This is a genomic window from Streptomyces sp. NBC_00289, from assembly GCF_041435115.1.
Lineage (GTDB): Bacteria > Actinomycetota > Actinomycetes > Streptomycetales > Streptomycetaceae > Streptomyces.
In genome coordinates this window covers 8,950,952-8,969,091 of sequence record NZ_CP108046.1, presented here as the reverse complement: position 1 = coordinate 8,969,091, position 18,140 = coordinate 8,950,952, and the positions used below count along the sequence as shown (strand labels likewise).

Annotated in this window: 15 protein-coding genes and 1 pseudogene; 8 read left to right on the top strand and 8 right to left on the bottom strand. The window is 73.4% G+C overall.

The window, feature by feature from the left end; translation table 11 throughout:
• Nucleotides 1-90: 90 nt before the first annotated feature.
• Together OG985_RS40570 and OG985_RS40565 are read right to left on the bottom strand one after the other, a co-directional pair.
• Nucleotides 91-1,119, bottom strand: a pseudogene (locus OG985_RS40570) (efflux RND transporter permease subunit); the annotation flags it as partial.
• 161 nt (nucleotides 1,120-1,280) lie between these two features.
• The gene (locus tag OG985_RS40565; RefSeq protein WP_371673384.1) at nucleotides 1,281-1,784 is read right to left on the bottom strand and encodes a MarR family winged helix-turn-helix transcriptional regulator; all 504 of its coding nucleotides are present in this window, start codon (nucleotides 1,782-1,784) and stop codon (nucleotides 1,281-1,283) included.
• 92 nt (nucleotides 1,785-1,876) lie between these two features.
• Here OG985_RS40565 and OG985_RS40560 point away from each other — a divergent pair, with 92 nt between their 5' ends.
• Entirely contained in the window at nucleotides 1,877-3,415 is a 1,539-nt protein-coding gene (locus OG985_RS40560) for an SDR family oxidoreductase (RefSeq protein WP_371673383.1), read from the top strand.
• 74 nt (nucleotides 3,416-3,489) lie between these two features.
• Nucleotides 3,490-4,863: a deoxyribodipyrimidine photo-lyase gene (locus tag OG985_RS40555; RefSeq protein ID WP_371673382.1), complete on the top strand. Its 1,374-nt coding sequence runs from the start codon at nucleotides 3,490-3,492 to the stop codon at nucleotides 4,861-4,863.
• A 283-nt stretch (nucleotides 4,864-5,146) separates the two neighbouring features.
• Here OG985_RS40555 and OG985_RS40550 read toward each other — a convergent pair whose 3' ends face one another.
• Nucleotides 5,147-6,388 (bottom strand): NAD(P)/FAD-dependent oxidoreductase, encoded by a 1,242-nt coding sequence (locus tag OG985_RS40550; protein WP_371673381.1) that lies wholly within the window; start codon nucleotides 6,386-6,388, stop codon nucleotides 5,147-5,149.
• A 280-nt stretch (nucleotides 6,389-6,668) separates the two neighbouring features.
• Nucleotides 6,669-7,781, bottom strand: coding sequence for a MerR family transcriptional regulator (locus OG985_RS40545; protein ID WP_371673380.1), 1,113 nt, complete (start codon nucleotides 7,779-7,781; stop codon nucleotides 6,669-6,671).
• Nucleotides 7,782-8,050: 269 nt separating this feature from the next.
• Here OG985_RS40545 and OG985_RS40540 point away from each other — a divergent pair, with 269 nt between their 5' ends.
• From OG985_RS40540 to OG985_RS40525, 4 genes are all read left to right on the top strand, one after another.
• Nucleotides 8,051-8,635 (top strand): sigma-70 family RNA polymerase sigma factor, encoded by a 585-nt coding sequence (locus OG985_RS40540; protein WP_371673379.1) that lies wholly within the window; start codon nucleotides 8,051-8,053, stop codon nucleotides 8,633-8,635.
• Nucleotides 8,632-9,384, top strand: a complete 753-nt coding sequence (locus tag OG985_RS40535) for an anti-sigma factor domain-containing protein (protein ID WP_371673378.1) — start codon at nucleotides 8,632-8,634, stop codon at nucleotides 9,382-9,384. Before OG985_RS40540 ends, OG985_RS40535 begins: the two co-directional genes overlap by 4 nt.
• Nucleotides 9,385-9,543: 159 nt before the next feature.
• Nucleotides 9,544-9,984, top strand: coding sequence for an SPW repeat protein (locus OG985_RS40530; RefSeq protein ID WP_371673377.1), 441 nt, complete (start codon nucleotides 9,544-9,546; stop codon nucleotides 9,982-9,984).
• Nucleotides 9,985-10,668: 684 nt separating this feature from the next.
• Complete coding sequence (locus OG985_RS40525; protein ID WP_371673376.1) at nucleotides 10,669-11,550, top strand: N-acetyltransferase family protein; 882 nt, start codon at nucleotides 10,669-10,671, stop codon at nucleotides 11,548-11,550.
• Nucleotides 11,551-11,599: 49 nt separating this feature from the next.
• On the opposite strand, the gene OG985_RS40520 is transcribed toward OG985_RS40525, so the two are convergent.
• Together OG985_RS40520 and OG985_RS40515 are read right to left on the bottom strand one after the other, a co-directional pair.
• Nucleotides 11,600-12,376, bottom strand: coding sequence for a GNAT family N-acetyltransferase (locus OG985_RS40520; RefSeq protein ID WP_371673375.1), 777 nt, complete (start codon nucleotides 12,374-12,376; stop codon nucleotides 11,600-11,602).
• 40 nt (nucleotides 12,377-12,416) lie between these two features.
• A complete protein-coding gene (locus OG985_RS40515; protein WP_371673374.1) occupies nucleotides 12,417-12,803 on the bottom strand; it encodes a MerR family transcriptional regulator in 387 nt (128 codons plus the stop codon).
• Nucleotides 12,804-12,863: 60 nt separating this feature from the next.
• Here OG985_RS40515 and OG985_RS40510 point away from each other — a divergent pair, with 60 nt between their 5' ends.
• Nucleotides 12,864-14,162, top strand: a complete 1,299-nt coding sequence (locus OG985_RS40510) for an MFS transporter (protein WP_371673373.1) — start codon at nucleotides 12,864-12,866, stop codon at nucleotides 14,160-14,162.
• Nucleotides 14,163-14,258: 96 nt separating this feature from the next.
• Here OG985_RS40510 and OG985_RS40505 read toward each other — a convergent pair whose 3' ends face one another.
• Together OG985_RS40505 and OG985_RS40500 are read right to left on the bottom strand one after the other, a co-directional pair.
• Nucleotides 14,259-15,113, bottom strand: coding sequence for a GNAT family N-acetyltransferase (locus OG985_RS40505; RefSeq protein ID WP_371673372.1), 855 nt, complete (start codon nucleotides 15,111-15,113; stop codon nucleotides 14,259-14,261).
• A 226-nt stretch (nucleotides 15,114-15,339) separates the two neighbouring features.
• Nucleotides 15,340-16,131, bottom strand: coding sequence for a chaplin (locus OG985_RS40500; RefSeq protein WP_371673371.1), 792 nt, complete (start codon nucleotides 16,129-16,131; stop codon nucleotides 15,340-15,342).
• 274 nt (nucleotides 16,132-16,405) lie between these two features.
• On the opposite strand from OG985_RS40500, the gene OG985_RS40495 reads away from it, so the two are divergent.
• The gene (locus OG985_RS40495; RefSeq protein WP_371673370.1) at nucleotides 16,406-17,980 is read left to right on the top strand and encodes an alpha/beta hydrolase; all 1,575 of its coding nucleotides are present in this window, start codon (nucleotides 16,406-16,408) and stop codon (nucleotides 17,978-17,980) included.
• The last annotated feature ends 160 nt before the right edge of the window (nucleotides 17,981-18,140 follow it).

The window sequence follows — 18,140 nt, the reverse complement described above, 5'->3', positions numbered from 1 at the left end:
ATGGCCCAGACCCGGCGCGGCGCCCGGTCGACCAGGGCGGCGACGCGCCGCCACACCCCGTGGCCTGCGGTTCGGTCGTCGGCGGCCCGGGGCCCTGCGGGCCCAGTAGGCCGCCCGCCCGAGCAGGACCAGTACGGCGGGCAGGAAGGTGAGGGAGCTCAGGACGGCGCAGACGATGCCGATGGCGCCGACCGGTCCGAGCGCCCGGTTGTTGGTCAGATCGCTGATCAACAGGGCGAGCAGACCGAGGGCGACGGTCGCCGCGCTGGCCACGACGGCGCCCCACGACTGTCGCAGCGCGGCCCGGACGGCGGCGAACCGGTCGGAGTGGCGGGCCAGTTCCTCCCGGAAGCGGGCGGTCAACAGGAGGGCGTAGTCGGTGGCGGCACCGATCACGAGGATGAAGAGGATGCCCTGCACCTGGCCGTCGACGCGCACCACGTCGTGGTCGGCGAGCACGTAGACGACCGCGCAGGCGAGCGCCAGTGCGAACACGGCGCCGAGAATGATCACCAGGGGCAGCAGCAGGCTGCGGTAGACGAGCAGCAGGATCACCAGGACCGTCACCAGGGCCACGGCGAGCAGGAGTCCGTCGATGCCCGCGAAGGCGTCGGCCAGGTCGGCCTGGCCGGCGGCGGGACCGGCGATCCGCACGGTGGTGTCGGGCACGCGTTCGGCGGTCGCCCGGATGCGGTCGAGGGTGTCGGCGAGCCGGTCGCCCAGGTCGGGTCGCAGTTGCACCACGCCTTCCAGAGCGGCGCCGTCCCGGGAGACGAGTGCGGGCGCCACCTCGCCGACCGTGCCGGGTATGCCGGCCACGGAGGTCAGCGCCCGCGCCGCGGCGGCCTGCCGGTCGGCCATCCTCCCGCCGTCGCCGTCGCTGCCGTTGTCGCCGGTCCAGACGATGATCGCGGGCAGCGTCTCCTGCTGCCGGAAGGCCCGCTGTTCGGCGATGACCTCCGTGGACTCGGCGCTGCGCGGCAGGAAGGCGGCCTGGTCGTTGCCCGCGACCTCGCCGAGCCGGCCGGCGTACGGGCCGAGGGCTCCGCCGACAACGAGCCAGGCGAGGAGCAGCAGGACGGGCAGGAGCCGACGGGCCCGTCGTGGGGTGGTGGACATCGTTCTCCAGGCTTCACGGGTGCGCTGTGGGAAGGGGTGCCGACGAGTAACCATCTCAATGGGAAACAATCTCAATCATTGAGATACATTGCGGCGGTGATCGTAGCCGACACCTTCTCTTCCCCGTTCACCCCGTCGCCGGACGCACCCGGAGACCACGCTCAGGAACCGGCCGACCTCACCTCGGAGAGCTCCTCGTTCAGCGCGGCGAGAAAACGCAGCGCCACCGACAGTTCGGCCTCGGTGAAGCGGGAGCGGGCGGACTCGGTCGCCTCGGCGAGCGGACGGAAGTACGACCGGGCCGCCGACCTCCCGTCGGCCGCGTAGTGCAGGTGGACCACCCTGCGGTCGGCGCTCTCCCGGACCCGGCGGATGTGCCCCTTGCGCTCGAGCCGGTCGACACACGCGGTGACGGCCCCCGAGGTGAGCCCCAGGTGCTCCCGGAGCCGGCCCGGGGTCATCGGCTCGTGGGCGTCGAGGATCGCCGCGAGCGCCTGTACGTCCGTGGGATGCAGACCGTGGTCCCCGGCGAACCCCTGCACCAGGCGGTTGATCCCGACGTTCATCCGCCGCAACTCGACGGCGAAGGCACGCAGGTCGCCCGCCCCGGCCGCGGCGGCGTCGCGCTCTCGCCCCGGCTGCTCCCGCTCGTCTGCTGTCGCCACGCGATCAGCCTATAGAAACCCCCGCATCCGGTTCGGTCCGCACCGCGGAAGGAATCACTGGAGGAACCCACCGAGCGAAGAGCCGAGGCCTCATGAACACGGACGACTCCGCGCCGCACGGGCCGGCCCGGCACTGCCTGGTGACCGGCGCGACGGGATACATCGGAGGCCGGCTCGTCCCGGAACTCCTCTCCGCGGGCCACCGCGTGCGCTGTCTGGCCCGCTCCCCCGGGAAGCTGCGTGACCACCCCTGGGCGGGCGAGGCGGAGGTGGTGCGCGGCGACGTCACCGACGCCGCGTCGGTCGCCGAGGCCATGCGGGACATCGACGTCGCCTACTACCTGGTGCACGCGCTGGGCACGGGCACGAGCTTCGAGGCGACCGACCGGGAGGCGGCACGGATCTTCGGGGAACAGGCCCGGGCCGCGGGCGTACGGCGCATCGTCTACCTGGGCGGCCTCACACCCGCGGACGTCCCCGAGCACGAACTGTCGCCGCATCTGCGGTCGCGGGCCGAGGTCGGCCGCATCCTGCTGGACTCCGGCGTACCCACCGTCGTGCTGCGCGCGGCCGTCATCATCGGATCCGGCTCCGTCTCCTTCGAGATGCTGCGCTACCTCACCGAACGCCTCCCCGTGATGGTCACCCCGAGCTGGGTGCACACCCGGATCCAGCCCATCGCCGTACGGGACGTGCTGCGGCTGCTCCTCGGCGGTGCCGAGCTGCCCGACGAGGTCAGCCGCGCCTTCGACATCGGCGGGCCGGACGTCCTGACCTACCGGGAGATGATGGTCCGCTACGCGGCGGTGGCCGGCCTGCCGCGCCGCGTCATCCTGCCCGTCCCGGTCCTCAGTCCCGGTCTGTCCAGCCACTGGGTCGGGCTGGTGACACCCGTGCCGGCCTCCATCGCCCGCCCGCTCACCGAGTCCCTGCGCCACGAAGTGGTCTGCCACGAGCACGACATCACCCGCCACCTGCCCGATCCCCCCGGACATCCGATCGCCTTCGACGACGCCGTCCGGCTGGCCCTGCAACGTGTCCGCGAGGCCCGGGTGACGACCCGCTGGTCGTCCGCCTCGGTGCCCGGCGCGCCGAGCGACCCACTGCCGACGGACCCCGACTGGGCCGGCGGCAGCCTCTACACGGACTCCCGGGAACTCGTCGTCGCCGCTCCGCCCGAGGCGCTGTGGCGGGTGATCGAGGGCATCGGCGGCGAGAACGGCTGGTACTCCTTCCCACTCGCCTGGGCGGTGCGCGGCTGGCTGGACCGGCTGGTCGGCGGGGTCGGCCTGCGCCGCGGCCGCCGGGACGCGGCGCACCTGCGCGTCGGCGACTCGCTGGACTTCTGGCGGGTGGAGGAGATCGAACCCGGGCGTCTGCTGCGGCTGCGGGCGGAGATGCGGCTGCCCGGCCTCGGCTGGCTGGAGATGCGCGCCGACACGGACGAGAACGGTCGCACCCTGTACCACCAGCGTGCCCTCTTCCATCCGCACGGGCTGCTGGGCCACGCCTACTGGCGGAGCGTCTCCCCCTTCCACGCCGCGGTGTTCGGCGGCATGGCCCGCAACATCGCGAAGGCCGCGGGGAAGGCACCGGTCACCCGGCGGAGGGAAAACGCTCCCGTCCGTTGACCGGCGCATCCGCGCACCCGCCGGAGCCGGAAGCAGACACGGCCCACCCGCTCACTCTCCCGGGAGCTCGCGTCATGAACGTCTCGGTCGTCCTGTTCACCTCGGACCTGCGGCTGAACGACCATCCACCGCTACGGGCGGCGAACGACGGCTCCCGCCAGGTCGTGCCGCTCTTCGTGCGCGACCCGGCCGTCGACGGCGCCGGCTTCGCCGCACCCAACCGGCTGGCCTTCCTCGCCGACTGTCTGCGCGACCTGGACGCGGGGCTGCGCGACCGGGGCGGCCGGCTCGTCGTCCGCCACGGCGACATCGTCGAGCAGGTGTGCAAGGTGGCGGCCGAGGCGGACGCCGACGAGGTCCACATGGCGGCCGACGTCAGCGGCTACGCCCACCGCCGCGAGGAACGGCTGCGGCGCGCGCTGGAGACGGAGGGGCGGCGGCTGCACGTCCACGAGACGGTGACCACGGCGGTGACACCGGGAGCGCTCACTCCCGCCTCCTCCGACCACTTCGCCGTCTTCACCCCGTACTTCCGCCAGTGGTCGCAGCAGCGGCTGCGCGACACGCTCGGCGCGCCGCGCACCGTGAGGGTGCCGGAGGGCGTGGTCTCCGGCGAACTCCCGTCCCGGGCCGGGCTCCCCGGGCTGTCGCATGGGCTGGCCGCGGGTGGTGAGGTCGCGGGCCGGAAACGGCTCACGGCGTGGCTGCGCAGCGGGGTCGCCGCGTACGAGGACCGTCACGACGACCTGGCCGGCGACGCCACCTCACACCTGTCGCCGCACCTGCACTTCGGCACCCTCTCCCCCGTCGAACTCGTCCACCGGGCGCGCAGGGTGGGCGGCCCGGGCGCCGAGGCGTTCGTCCGTCAGCTCGCGTGGCGCGACTTCCACCGGCAGGTCCTGGCCGCGCGGACGCACGTGGCCACCGCCGACTACCGCACCAAGCACGACCGCTGGCGCCCCGAGCGTGCGGCACGCGAGGACGTCGCCGCGTGGAGGGAGGGCCGCACGGGATACCCCGTCGTCGACGCGGCGATGCGCCAACTGCGCCACGAGGGCTGGATGCACAACCGCGGCCGTCTGCTGACGGCCAGCTTCCTCGCCAAGACGCTGTACGTCGACTGGCGGGTGGGCGCCCGGCACTTCCTCTCCCTGCTGGTCGACGGCGACCTCGCGAACAACCAGCTCAACTGGCAGTGGATGGCCGGCACCGGCACCGACAGCCGCCCCAACCGCGTCCTCAATCCGGTCATCCAGGCCAAGCGCTATGACCCCGACGGGGCGTACGTCCGCCGCTGGGTGCCCGAACTCGCCGAGCTGGACGCGCCGTTGATCCACGAGCCGTGGAAGCTGACGGGGCTGGACCGCGCCGCGATCGACTACCCCGACCCGATCGTCGAACTGTCCGACGGACTCGCCCGCTTCCGCCGGGGACGCGACCGCGAGTGAGGCGGAGGGGGCGAGGACGGAGGGGTGCGAGGGCGCGCACGGCCACGAAGCCGTACGTCCCGGGCGCCGCCCACCGCAGCGCGTGCGCGTGCCGCGTGCGGCGCCTTCGTTCTTCGCGGGCCACCCCGGGCGCGCAGCGCACCGGCCGGCCACTCCGCGGGCTCGACGAAGGCCACTGCTGTCCGGCGGCGCCCCTGCGGGCGCGGGGCTGAACCGATGCGCGGCTCCGCCCCGCTGAGGCGACACCCACGCGCGGCGTACCGGGCCTGTGGAAGCGGGCGCCTCAGCGGCCGAGGTCGCGCAGTACCTCGCGTGCGGCGCGTGCTCCGGAGGCCAGGGCTCCCTGCACCGAACCGGTGGCCCGGTGGTCACCGCACGCGTACCGTCCCGGTCCGATCCGGGTGGTACGACTGAGCGGCTGGGGCGGCGCCATCACCGGCAGCGCGGCCTGGATCGTCCGGACGGTCAGCAGGCTCCACCCGCCCGTGCCGGTGCCGTACACCTCGCCCAGCGCGGCACGCACGGTGGCCTCCCGGCCCTCGGTGTCCTCGCCCAGGACGGACGTGGCGACGAGCGCGGACCCGCGCGGGGCGTATCCGGGGGCGACGTCGCTCACGACACACGTGTTGAGGAAGCGGCGTCGAGGCTCCACCAACAGGGTCGGCTCGCCGAGCGGCGAGCGTGGTGCGACGTGGTAGTACGTCGTCACGACACGGTAGGCGGGGAGGTCCAGTCCGGGCAGCAGCGCGGCAGCCGGGCCCGGCCCGGTGGCCACCACCACGGCGCGGGCGGGCACTTCGTCGCCGCCGGGGGTGACGGCACCGTCGTCGGTGAGCCGCTCCACGGGAGTCTCCAGACGTACGACGCCCCTGGGCAGCCCTGCCGCCAGGGCGCGGGGGACTTCGCCGATGCCCGTGTCCGGCAGGCACAGCGAGCCGCGCAGCATGCTGCGCCACACCAGGTGGAAGAACCGGCTGGACGTCTCCAGTCCGTCCTCGAGGAACACCCCCGACAGGAAGGGCCGGAAGAAACGCTCCACGAAGTCGTCGGAGAATCCCGCCGCTGCCAGTGCCGTGCGCGTCGTGCGGTCCTCGGCACGCTTGACGAACCGGACCGGGGCCAGCATGTCGCGGGCCGACAGGACGCCGAGGGCCAGCAGGTCGCGCGGGCCCGCGAGCCGGCCCGGCAGCAGGTCGGGGAGCGCCCGGGGGCGACGGCTGGGATCGGCGAAGCGCAGCGTCCCGCTCCCGGTGTGGATCAGGACACCCGGAGTGAAGGGCCGCAGTCGCAGCTCGCGCAGCGCAAGCCGCCGACGGACCTGCGGATAGGCGGTGTTGAAGACCTGGAAGCCGCGGTCGATCACGAACCCGTCGACACGGTCCGAGCGCATCCGCCCGCCCACCTCGTCGGAGGCTTCCAGGACCCGCACGGTGAGTCCCGCGGTACACAGGTCGCGGGCACAGGCCAGTCCGGCCACCCCCGCTCCGATCACCAGCACATCGGTGGTGTCGCGGATCGTGGGCACGGCGACCGTCCTCGTGGTCTCGGGCCGCCCGGCGAGGACCGGACGACGACGGCCGTACCGGTCGGCACAGCCCTCTCGCCCCCCGCTTCCCGTCCCGACGGTCCCACGGATGCGGAGTGACCGCGAATTCTCCGCCCCGGCCCGGCCCTCCACCGTCCCGCTCCAGCCTCCCAAGAACCGGACCGGCACCCGGCCCCGGACCCGGACCCGACGGCTCAACCCGGCACGACGATCCGGTCCGTGTCGTACGAGGCACGACGAACCCTCCGCCCCCGACGGGTCAACGCGGCCCCGGGAGCCCGTCCGTGCCGTATGCGGCGCGCAGCAGGTCCAGTGCGTCGCGCAGGGTCGTCGGCCTCGGCATTCCCGGGGCGGGGCGGCTGCCCCAGCCCGGCCCGGCCGTGAGTACCAGGGGCTGTCTGCGGGCGCCCTTCACTCCCCACTGGGTGCCGGCCACGTGCCGGGCCAGCGGCAGGCTGGCCGTGGAGCGCGACTGTGCCCACAGGACCACGGCTCGCGGACCGAGTCGCTGGACCGCCGCGGTGAGCGCCTCGGCGGGCACGGCGGCGCCGAACATCCGGGTGGGCAGACCGAGTTCGCCGAGCCCCGCGTTCAGGGCCTCGAGCGGCAGGGTGTGCTGCTCGCCGGGAGCGCAGGCCAGCAGGACGGGCTCGACGGCGGAGGCGGTCCCCTGCGGTGCGCGGGCCCGGGTGTGTCTGCGCAGGGTGGTGGACACGTGCCAGGACAACAGGTGCTCGACCTCGACGTACCGGTCGCCGGAGGAGGCCCACTTGCGTCCCACGGCGTGCAGGGTGGGCATCATCACCTCCTGCCAGGCGACGGTGAGGCCGTGCTCATCGACGACCGAGGCCAACTGGTCCTCGACCGCCGGCGCGTCGAGCCGGACGGCGGCGCGGGCCAGGCCGCGGCACTCCTGGCGCACGTCGCCCAGCGGCAGCCCGCCGGCCGCGCGTGAGCGGACGGGGACGGTGGCCGACCCGGACGGCGCGGACGGTTCGGCTCGCACGGGCGGTTCGGCTCGCACGGACGGTTCGGCTCGCGCGGACGGTTCGGCTCGCGCGGACGCCTCCGCGCCGGGCGTGGACCGCCGTACTCCCTCCCGGGCGGCGCGTGCCGCCTCCGCGGGCGGCACCCCGGACGAGGTGAGGCGGCACATCGTCTCCAGCATCTCCACGTCGCGCGGTGTCCAGCGACGGTGCCTGCCCTCGGCGCGGACGGCCGGCCCGATGCCGTACCTGCGGTCCCAGGAGCGCAGTGTGGTGGGCGACACCCCGAGCCGGCGAGCGAGCCCGCCCGTCGTGAGACCGGCGTCGGGGCCCTCGCCGTCCGTCACCTCGTACCCGTCCGCCGGGCCCGCTTCGGTCTCACCCATGTGCCGACTGTACGACGCAGAATCGATGCGAGTCGCCGACCGCCCGCGCGGCCGGCCGAGGGCTGCGCGCCGTACGAGCGCCCCCTGCGCCGACGATCCGTCGGCGCCCGCATCCGAACCCCCCTCGCCGTCGGAAGACACCGACACAGCCGCCGGAAGACCCGCGCCGCAGCGAGAGACGCTCACCCTTTGCCTGATCGGACCAATCCGTCGGCCCCCGCGCACCGGATTACGCCCGGACATGTCACACCTCCCGGAGGATCCCCCTCGTGAAAGAAGCCGTCTACATCGGCACAAATCCGTCCTCACCACCTGATCTGCAGGAGTTGCTGGGCGGCGTGGCCCTGGGCGACCAGAAGGCGTTCGCCGCGCTCTACGACGCCGTCGCGAGCCCCGTCTTCGGTGTCGTGCGCAGCGTGCTGCGTGACCAGGCGCAGTCGGAGGAGGTCGCCCAGGAGGTGCTGGTCGAGGTGTGGCGCAGCGCTCCCCGTTACCGTCCGGACCGCGGCACGGCCATCAACTGGATCCTCACCCTGGCCCACCGGCGGGCCATCGACCGGGTGCGCTCGGTGGAGGCGGCCGCCGCGCGGGAGCACCGCGCGGCCCTGCTGGACCGCGTGCCCGAGTACGACCACGTCACCGAGCAGGTGGAGGCCCGGCTGGAGCGGGAGCAGGTACGCCGCTGTCTGCGCACGCTGACCGAGCTCCAGCGGCAGTCGGTCACCCTCGCCTACTACCGCGGACTGACCTACCGGGAGGTGGCCGAGGCTCTGGCGCTGCCGCTGGGCACCGTCAAGACACGACTGCGCGACGGTCTCATCCGGCTGCGCGACTGCCTGGGGGTGAGCGCGTGATCACCGCGGACCTGCACACGCTGTCGGGTGCCTACGCCCTGCACGCTCTGGCCGACGACGAGCGCACCGCGTTCGAGCGGCACCTGGACGGCTGTCCGACCTGCGCCGAGGAGGTCGCCGGGTTCACCGCGACCGCGGCCAGGCTGGGCCTCGCGGCGGCCGAGCCGCCCCGGACCGCGGTGCGGGACGACGTGCTGCGCCGGATCGTCGCCGTACGGCAGGACTCGCCCCGCGTGCGGTCCACCGTCCGCCGAGGGCGCGGGACGGGGCACGCGCGTCCGCTCTCGCGGTGTGCGCTGGCGGCCTGTCTCGCCGCGGCGGCCGTGTTCGGCGGCACCGCCGCGTGGCAGTACGAGCGCGCCGAGGAGGCCCGCGACCTGGCGGGCCGGGCACAGCGGAACGCCGACGACCTGGCCGCCGTACTCGCCGCTCCCGACGCCCGGACCCGGACCGCGCGGCTGCCGGGCGGCGCGCGGGGGACGGTCGTGGTGTCCGCGAGCCGTGACGCGGCCGTGTTCGTGTCCTCGGGGATGGCCGAACCACCCCGCGGCAAGGTGTACCAGCTGTGGTTCGACGATCGGGGCACCATGCGATCCGCGGGCCTGATGGACCCGCACCTGGCCGGTCAGACGGTGCTGCTGGGCGGACCGGTCGACAAGGCCACGGGGATGGGCATCACCGTGGAACCCGCGGGCGGGTCCGGCGAGCCGACGTCGACTCCCCTCGCTGTGATGGAGTTCCCCACCTGACCGATGCCGGAACGTGGGCCCCGCCGAAGGCGGTGGGGGTCCTCGGCCTGCTCACCCGGACCTACACATAAAGGAAAAATAAGAGCAGAATGAGACTGCGCGGCGCTCACCGCACACCGCACCAGACGCGGTCGGGCTGCAAGCAGAAGGAGACCCACCATGGCCAACGTCTCGCCCACCAGAGGTGACATCACCAGCCACCCCGATGCTTCGGAAATGCGGGAACGCTACGCCCGCATGCTCGGCGGCCGCGATGTGGCACTCGTGGACGGACCGGTGTTCCTGCTCGGGCTGTACTGCGCGGTGTCCCCGTGGATACTCCACTACACGGCCGGCCAGCCCGCCCTCATGACCCACAACCTGATCGTCGGCATCGCGATCGGCCTGCTGGCCCTCGGGTTCACCGCCGCTCCGGCTCGCATGTACGGCCTGAGCTGGGCCATGTGCGCACTCGGCGTGTGGATGATCGTCTCGCCGTGGATCGTCGGCGAGAGCCCCGACACCGGAGTCGTGCTGAACAACATCATCATCGGCGCCCTGGCGCTCGTCCTGGGGCTGATGTGCACCGCCACGGCGGCGAGGAGTGCCCCCAGGCCGTAGCGGCACCCGCCGGGCGGTCGGGAGACCGGCGAGCCCGGGAGAGACCGGAACGAAGGCCGGCCCGCCCAGCGCGGACCGGCCTTGTCCTGCCCGGCCGCGCCGTCGCCCAGGGTCTGACGTGCGTCTGGACCGCACCCGGGGACCGGGACAGGATCGTCGCCCTCCACGACGATCCCGAGATGGCCCGCTGGACCCCGGTGGCCTCCCCCTTCGACACCGGTGCGGCCCTGGCCGCCCACCTCGTCGAGGCACGGAAGGGAAGGGCCCAGTTTCGGCCCGAGAACTGCGTCCCCGGCGCGTGCTGTTGCGCATCGACTCCGACAACGCCGCGAGCGAGGGCGTCACCCGTCCTGCGGCTTCGAGCTCCCGAAGGACGCCCCGGTCCTGCGCGTCTCCCGAGGCCGGGCGGTCTCCCTTCGGACCTGGGCCCTGACTCGGACCTGAAGCGCGTCGGCAGCGCCGGACCTGGCGTCTCGGCCGGGTCCGCCGCCTCCGTCGTAGGGCTGGACGGGCGGGGTCGGCTCACGTGGTGACGGTGTGGAAACCCCGTTGCGCACATCGGCGTCCGACGGCAGGCTTCAGCCGCGCGAACCGATCGGACTCCGCCGTGTCCGAGGTGTTCCGAGCTGGTTCGACCCGCTCCTGCCCCGCCCCGCCCGACTCGCCCCGCCAGACGGAGACCCGTTGTCCCTGCACCTCACCCCGCTCACCGACCCGCAGCCCGGCGGTTCGAGCCGCCGCCTCGCCTGGGTGGCCTCGGACACCGACGGGATGCCGCTCGGTACCGCCTACCTGCGGCTGTTCACGAGGGAGGGGCAGCAGCACCTCGCCGAACTGGAGATCGCCGTGCACGACACGGAGCGGCGGCGGGGCGTGGGCACCAGGCTGCTGGACGCCGCCGTGTCAGCGGCCCGCGCGGAGGGGCGCCGGTCGGTGCTCGCACAGGCCGAACAGGACTCCCCCGCCGACCTGTTCCTTGCGGCGCGGGGCTTTCGCCGGGTGCTGACGCTGACGTACGCCAGGCTGCCGCTCGCCGAGGCGGACCTCGACGCGATCGCGGAGCTCGCCCGACGACCGCACCCCGGCTACACGTTGACGGAATGGGACGGCAGCGTGCCGCCCGAACTGGCGCGGTCGTACGCCGACTCGCGGCGCGCCATGGACGACATGCCGATGGAGGGCACCGACTACGGCACGGTCGTCTGGGACGTGGAGCGGGTGCTCGCCGCGGCGGAGGCCGTCGCGAAGCGCGGCGAGTCGCTGCACACCGTCGCCGCCGTGAGCACCGCGGACGGATCGGTGGTCGGGTTCTCCGAACTCGTCGTGCCGGGTGACGGCCTGGGCGACGGTCAGCACTACGGCACCGCGGTGCTCCCCGAACACCGCGGTCACGGCCTCGCCCGCTGGATGAAGGCGGCCTCCATCAGCCGCGCCCGCGAACGGCACCCCGCCCTCGCCGGGCTCCGCACCGACACCGCGGAGAGCAACGCGCCCATGCTGGCCGTCAACGACGCGCTCGGCTACCTACCGACGCACAGGGCGGCGGAGTACCAACTCGACCTGTGAGTCCTCGCGGCTGTGCCCCGGCGACCGCGAGCGCCTGTGACGACAGGGTCTACGGCACGTACACGTACGGTGTCGTCGTGGTCAGGGGCTGGAAGCCGAGGCGTTCGAGGACGCGGCGGCTTTCGTTCAGGGCGTCGACCTGGAGGTAGCGGTAGCCGCGCTCGGCGGCGGCGCGGGCCCTATGGGCCACCAGCGCGCGGTAGATGCCGCGTCCACGCCACTCCTCGACGGTGCCGCCGCCCCACAGGCCGGCGAACCTGGTACCCGGCACGAGCTCCATACGGGCCGCGCTCACCGCCACGTCACCGGCGAGGGCGACGACGGCGACCACGGTCTCCGGGTCGGCCTTGAGGTGGGAGAGCAGCTGGTGCCGCAGCCGCGAACTGCCGGTACCGAAGGCCTTCTCGTGCACGTCCGCCACCAGATCGACGCCCGCCTGGTCGGTGACGGGAAGGATGCGGATGCCCTCGGGCGGCTCGGCGTCCACCGTCAGGTCGGCGACCTCGCCGATCATCAGGGTCTCCTCGGGCCGGGGTTCGAATCCGGTGGCTCTCAGCCGTCCGCCCAGGTCCACCGGCAGATCGTGCCCGTACAGCTTCCACTCGAACTCGAGGCCGAGACCGTGGTAGTGGGCGATCTGTTCGGCGATCGCCGCGTCCGCGGTCGCCTCGTCCAGGTCCGACCAGACCACGCCGTTCCAGCCGAGTTCGGAGGAGACCTGGCGCACCACACGCCCGGTCCGCTCGATCCGGGCGCTGGGGCTGTCCGGCTGCGCGCCTTCGCGCATGTCCCGGTCGAAGAGGGCGAGTATCGCGACATGATCCATGGGCTCACTCCAGCATCAGGCCGCGGCCGCGGCAAGGGTTTTACGCGGTTACGGCACCTTCGTCGGCTCCGTCCGCTGCCGCCAGATAGGTCCTGAGCCGGTCCCGGTTACGGGCCAGACACTCGACGCGGGCCTGGATGCGGTCGATGTGGGCCTGCAGCAGGGCGGCCGTCTCCGGGGTGAGGGAGCCGGCCGGCGGAAGGATCTCGTCCGGGCCCGACAGATACGGCAGGATCGCGCGGATCATCTCCGTGGTGAGCCCCGAGTCGAGCAGCCCGCGGATCTGCTGGACGTCACGGACGTCCGCCTCGCCGTACTCGCGGTAGCCGTTCCCGGACCGCGCCGGGTGCAACAGTTCCTGCTCCTCGTAGTAGCGCAGCAGCCTGGTGGGGACGCCGGTACGGCGCGACAGTTCGCCGATCTTCATGGCCGCCTCCGAGGGTCGCCGCTTGCCTTCACACTGGTGTGAAGGTTCGAGCATGGTCGCATGTCCACCGCTTCCATGGCCAAGGGCACCACCCTGCCCACCGCTCTGCCGTGGCCCGGGCTCCTCGCCCTGTCCACCGCCGCCTTCACCGCTGTCATGACGGAGTTGCTGCCCGCCGGACTGCTGCCGCGCATCGCGCCGGCGCTCGGTGTCTCCGAGGCCCGCGTTGGCTTCCTGGTGACCGGGTACGCGGTCGCCTCCTTCGCGGCGGCGATACCGCTGACGGCGTTGCTGCGCGGACTGCCCCGCCGCCCGGTGCTCCTCGGCGCCCTCGTGGGTCTCGCGGTGAGCAACGCCGTGGTCGCGCTGTCCTCGTCGTACACCCTGACGTTCGCGGCCCGGCTGTCGGCCGGGTGCATGGGCGGCACGCTGTGGGCGATGCTCGTCGGGTACGCGGCCCGGATGGTGCCGGCCGAACGGCGCGGCCGGGCCATCGCCGTCGTCCTCGGCGGCATCACGCTGGCGCTGTCGCTGGGCGTGCCCGCCGGGACCGTCCTGGCCGAGGCACTCGGCTGGCGTACGGCCTTCGGCGTGCTGACCGGGCTGGCCCTGCTGCTGGCCGGCTGGGTGCGGTGGCAGGTGCCCGGTTTCCCGGGCGAGGGCACGGGCGCACGGACGCCGCTCCCCCGGGTGGCGCGGCTGCCGGGCCTGCCCGTCGTCCTGTCCGTCACCCTGCTCCTGCTGCTCGGCCATCAGGTGATGTACACGTACGTCGCCCCGTTCGCGGCGCACGCCGGCTTCGGCCGTACCGGCCTGGTGCTGCTGGTGTTCGGGGCGGCCACCGTGGCCGGACTCTGGATCACCGGACTTCTCGTGGACCGCCACCCGCGCACCACGCTGCTCGCCGCGCTCGCGCTGTGCGCGGCCGTCATGCTCACCCTCGGGCTCTACTCCCGCTCCCCCGCCGTGCTCCTTGTCTCCGTGGCCCTCTGGGGCGCCGGCTTCGGCGGCGCGCCGACCCTGATCCAGACCGCGCTGGTCGACGCGTCCGGGCCCGGGCACGCGGACGTGGCGACGTCCCTGCAGACCACCGTGTACAACGCCGGGATCGCGGCGGGTGCGCTGACCGGAGGGGTCGCCCTGGAGAACCTGGGCGCCCAGGCACTGCCCTGGACCTCGCTCCCCCTCGTCGCGGCCGCGCTCGCCACGGTGGCTCTGGGCCGCCGACACGCCTTTCCGGCCGTACGACGGCGGACGTGGGCGGCGCGCGAAGGCGCCGCCACGCCGCCGTCCTTGCCAGGCTGCCGACCGCGCCACGACGATGACGGCCGCGTGGGGCAGGACGGCCGTACGCGATGACCGGAGCGGGCGACGAACCCCCGGCCGTACCGGGGAGGGGGCCGGTGGGCGGGCCGAGCGGCCGCGTCGGGTGGTGGTGCGGCGACTAGGCCAGACCTAGCCCAATTCCAGTGTCGTGATCCCGAAGACGCGTTCCCGGGCGAAGGGCCGCACCGGTCCCGTGTACATCCGGGCCGTCTCGAACGAGGGCCTGAACCCGGCCTGTTCGGCCAGTGCGACGCCCGCCGCGTTCGTCTCGGGCACGTCGACGGCGACCTCGTGGCCGGCCGCGTCGGCGGTCAGCGCGGCGAACAGGGCTCGCGCGTCCTCGGCGGTGTCGGCGAACAGCGGGCCCACGCGCAGGGCGTCGCGGCCGGGCCGGATCACTCCGTACCCGGTGACGCGGCCCCCGCTGCGCCGGAGGACGGCGCGGTGTCCGGGGCCGGTCAGCCAACGGGCCAGGAACCGCGGTCGGTCGGCGGGGCAGCAGGCGCCGTCGTACACGGTGAGGTCCGCCAGGTCGGCCGGCCGCACGGCGTGGACGTCGGCCGGAGGCTCGGTCCGCGGGGCGGCACCGGTGAACCGCACGGTGCGGTGGTCGAGTTCGAAACCGGACCGGCGGTAGTTGTCCTGCTGGGACACCACGCCGTCGAGGCCCACCGTGCGGTGTCCGGCGTGGGCCAGCGCGGTCTTCCATGTGGTGAGTCCGTGGCCTCGGCCGCGCAGGTCGGGCCGGACGAGGTAGCAACCCAAAAAGGCGTACTCCGCACCGTAGTTGACGACCGAGATGGCCGAGACGGGCTCACCGCCGACGCGGCCGAGGAAGAAGCCCTCGGGGTCCTGCGCGAAGAACGCCGGCCCGTCGGAGAGCCCCGGGTTCCAGCCCTCGGCGGCGGCCCACCCGCTGATGACCGGCCAGTCGTCGAGGCCGGCCTGCGTGACGACGAGGTTCTCCCGGGCCGGTGACGTCATCGGTGCGCTCCGTTCGGTGGGGGCCGCGAGGCGGTGCTCGGCCGCGTCCGCAGCATTCTCGCCGCTCCCCGAGAGGCGCGTCACGGAGCGGTCGCGAGGTTGGCGAAAAGCAGGGCCGGGTCCGGGGTGGGCGGTGACATCGTGGCACGGCGGCGGGCCCACCGGATGATCGTCCCGGGTTCCGAGGTCGTCCGGTGGGACTCTTCGCGTGCCGCCGATGCCTGGCTCAGCGCACCGACCCCGGACGGAAACGCCGGTACAGGACGGATCCGGTCAGGAACAGCGCCGCGCCGCCCATGGCGGCGGCGGATACGGTCCGGTCCGTTCCGGTGTGGGCGAGGGAGGCCGCGTGCGGGGTGTGCGGAGCCGGCTGCGGCACCGGGACCGCCCGGGGCGGCTCGGCCGGCCTCGTGCGCGGCCGCTCCGGGCCGTCGGGACGGCCCCCGGCGGTGTTCGTGGACTCGTTCCCGACGGCCGCGTTGCCGACGCCGACCACGCTCACCGCGTTGCCGCTGACGTTCAACGGAAGGTGGACGGGAAGCTCGATGGCGTTCCCGGAGAGCACGCCCGGCGAGTCCCCCGCGCCGCCCTCGGCCACGGCTCCGCCGGGCAAGCCGGTCCGGTACCCACCGGCTTGCCCGGACCGGTCGCTTCCGGGCCCCTCGGCACGATTCCCTCCGTTCCCCTGGGACCCGCTCTCATGGAATCCGTTCTCCCGGGACCGTTCCCGCCCGCCCTTCTGGGACCGGCCGCTGCCGACCCCCTCGTTCGTGCACCTGTTGCCCACGGCGGGATTGAGGAGCCCCACCACGTTCACGGTGTCGCCGCACGCGTTGACCGGGACGTGCACCGGAAGCTGCACGGTGTTGCCGGAGATCAGTCCGGGTGAGCCGACCGCGGCACCGCCCGCCGCAGCACCACCGTCGGCCGCGAAGGCGGCGGACATCGGCATCGTCACTGCCATCGCGCCGGAGGCGGCGGCGACGGCGATCACACCGTTTCGGGTGGCCCGTCTCATAGTTTCCCTGCCTTCCAGACATGCTTCGCGGGCACTCACCCGCACCGGATAAAACGGCGGGCGAACCATCCGAGTTATGGCTTATCGACCTTTCACCCCATCGAGCTGCACGGTTATCGAACCTACGGCAAAACCGTCATATGCCCGCAGAAAGAGCACAGGGTAAGGCGCTCGGCGCGATCCCGCTCGTCCAGAGGCGGGGCCCGTGGGGGCCGCCTATCGTGAGCGAGGGCGCCGGTCCCCCGGTCCACGGCGGGCGCTCATGGAGGCATTCATGCAGGCCAAGCTGTCGGCGCGGCCCACGATCCGGCGCTGCGCGCTCACCGGTGCGATCGGGCTCACCCTGCTCGGCGCGGCGTTGCCCACGGCCGTCGCCGACGGCTCCGACCCCGACCTCTCCCGGTTCTACGACCAGAAGGTCACGTGGTCGAAATGCGCGGGCGCGGAGATGCCCAAGGATCTCCAGTGCGGCAAGGTCACCGTGCCCCTCGACTACGCGAAGCCGCGTGCGGGCACCCTCGACCTGGCGCTCGCCCGCTATCGGGCGACCGGCAAGCCGAGAGGTTCGGTGCTGCTGAACTTCGGCGGTCCCGGCGCCGCCGGTGTCAACGCACTCGCCGCGGGCGGCAAGGAGTTCATGGATCTCACCAAGGACTACGACGTGGTGACCTTCGATCCCCGCGGCGTCGGCAGGTCCTCACCGGTCAGCTGCGGCGACGGCACCGAGGAGGCCGCGGACGCGACGGACGACAGCACGGATCTCGACGCCGATCCGCGGGCCGTGCTGAGGAAGCTGGAGAAGGCGGCCGCCCAGTGCGCCAAGCACTCGGGACCGGTACTCCCCCACATCGGCACGGTCGACTCGGCACACGACCTGGACGTGATGCGCGAGACCCTCGGCGACAAGAAGCTCAACTACCTCGGCTTCTCCTACGGGACCCGGCTGGGTGCGGTGTACGCGGCCCGGTTCCCGAAGAAGGTCGGGCGGCTGGTGCTCGACGGCGTGGACACGCTCACCGAGCCACTGACCGAGCAGGGGGTGGCCGGAGCGACGGGACAGCAGACGGCGCTGGACGACTTCGTCGACTGGTGCGTGAAGGACATAGCCTGCCCGCTCGGCCAGGATCCGCGCATGGCCCGCGAGCAGGTCGTGCGGCTCGTCGACTCCCTCGACGAGGATCCCGTACCGACCGACTTCGGGCAGGACTTCACCGGGCAGGACCTGGTGGGCTCCATCAGCCAGGCGCTCTACAGCAGCGAGCTGTGGCCCTCGCTGGAGCGCGCGCTCGCCGACCTGGTCGAGGACGGTGACACGCAGGGCATTCTCGCGTTCTCCGGCGGCGGCGCGGTGCTGCGCGCCGACGGTGACGGCGACCTCGCCGACGACGAGGACATCCCCCTCGACAACGTCTCGGCGGCGCTGATGGCGATCAACTGCGCGGACGACCCCGACCGCCCCGACGCCGACACCATCACCAGGAACCTCGGCCGGCTGCGCGCCGAATACGAGAAGGCCTCACCGGTGTTCGGCCGCTACCGGCTCACCGAGGTACTCATGTGCTACGGCCGCCCCAAGGGCACCGACTACATCCGCGACGAGGTGAAGGACCTGCCCGGGCCGGACATGCTCCTGGTGGGCACGCGCGGCGACCCGGCGACGCCGTACCGCTGGACCGTGGAGACGGCGGAGCGGCTCGGCGACTCGGCCGTGGTGCTCGACAACAGGAGCGAGGGCCACACCGGTTACGCGTCCTCCAAGTGCGTGCACCGCAAGGTCGACGCGTTCCTGCTCTACGGCTCCCTGCCAGCCGACGGCAGCTCCTGCGGGCCGGACGACGACGACAGGTGACGCCCGGGCGCGAGGAGGTCGAGGAACCGCCGTACCCAGGTCGTCGCGGCCGTGTCGTACCCGCGCCGCCGAATCCGCGTAGCCGTACGCGCGGCGTCGTACCCGCCCCTCCGCACCCGCGGCCGAAGACCGGCGTCGAGGGCCCCCCGTCGCCAGACCA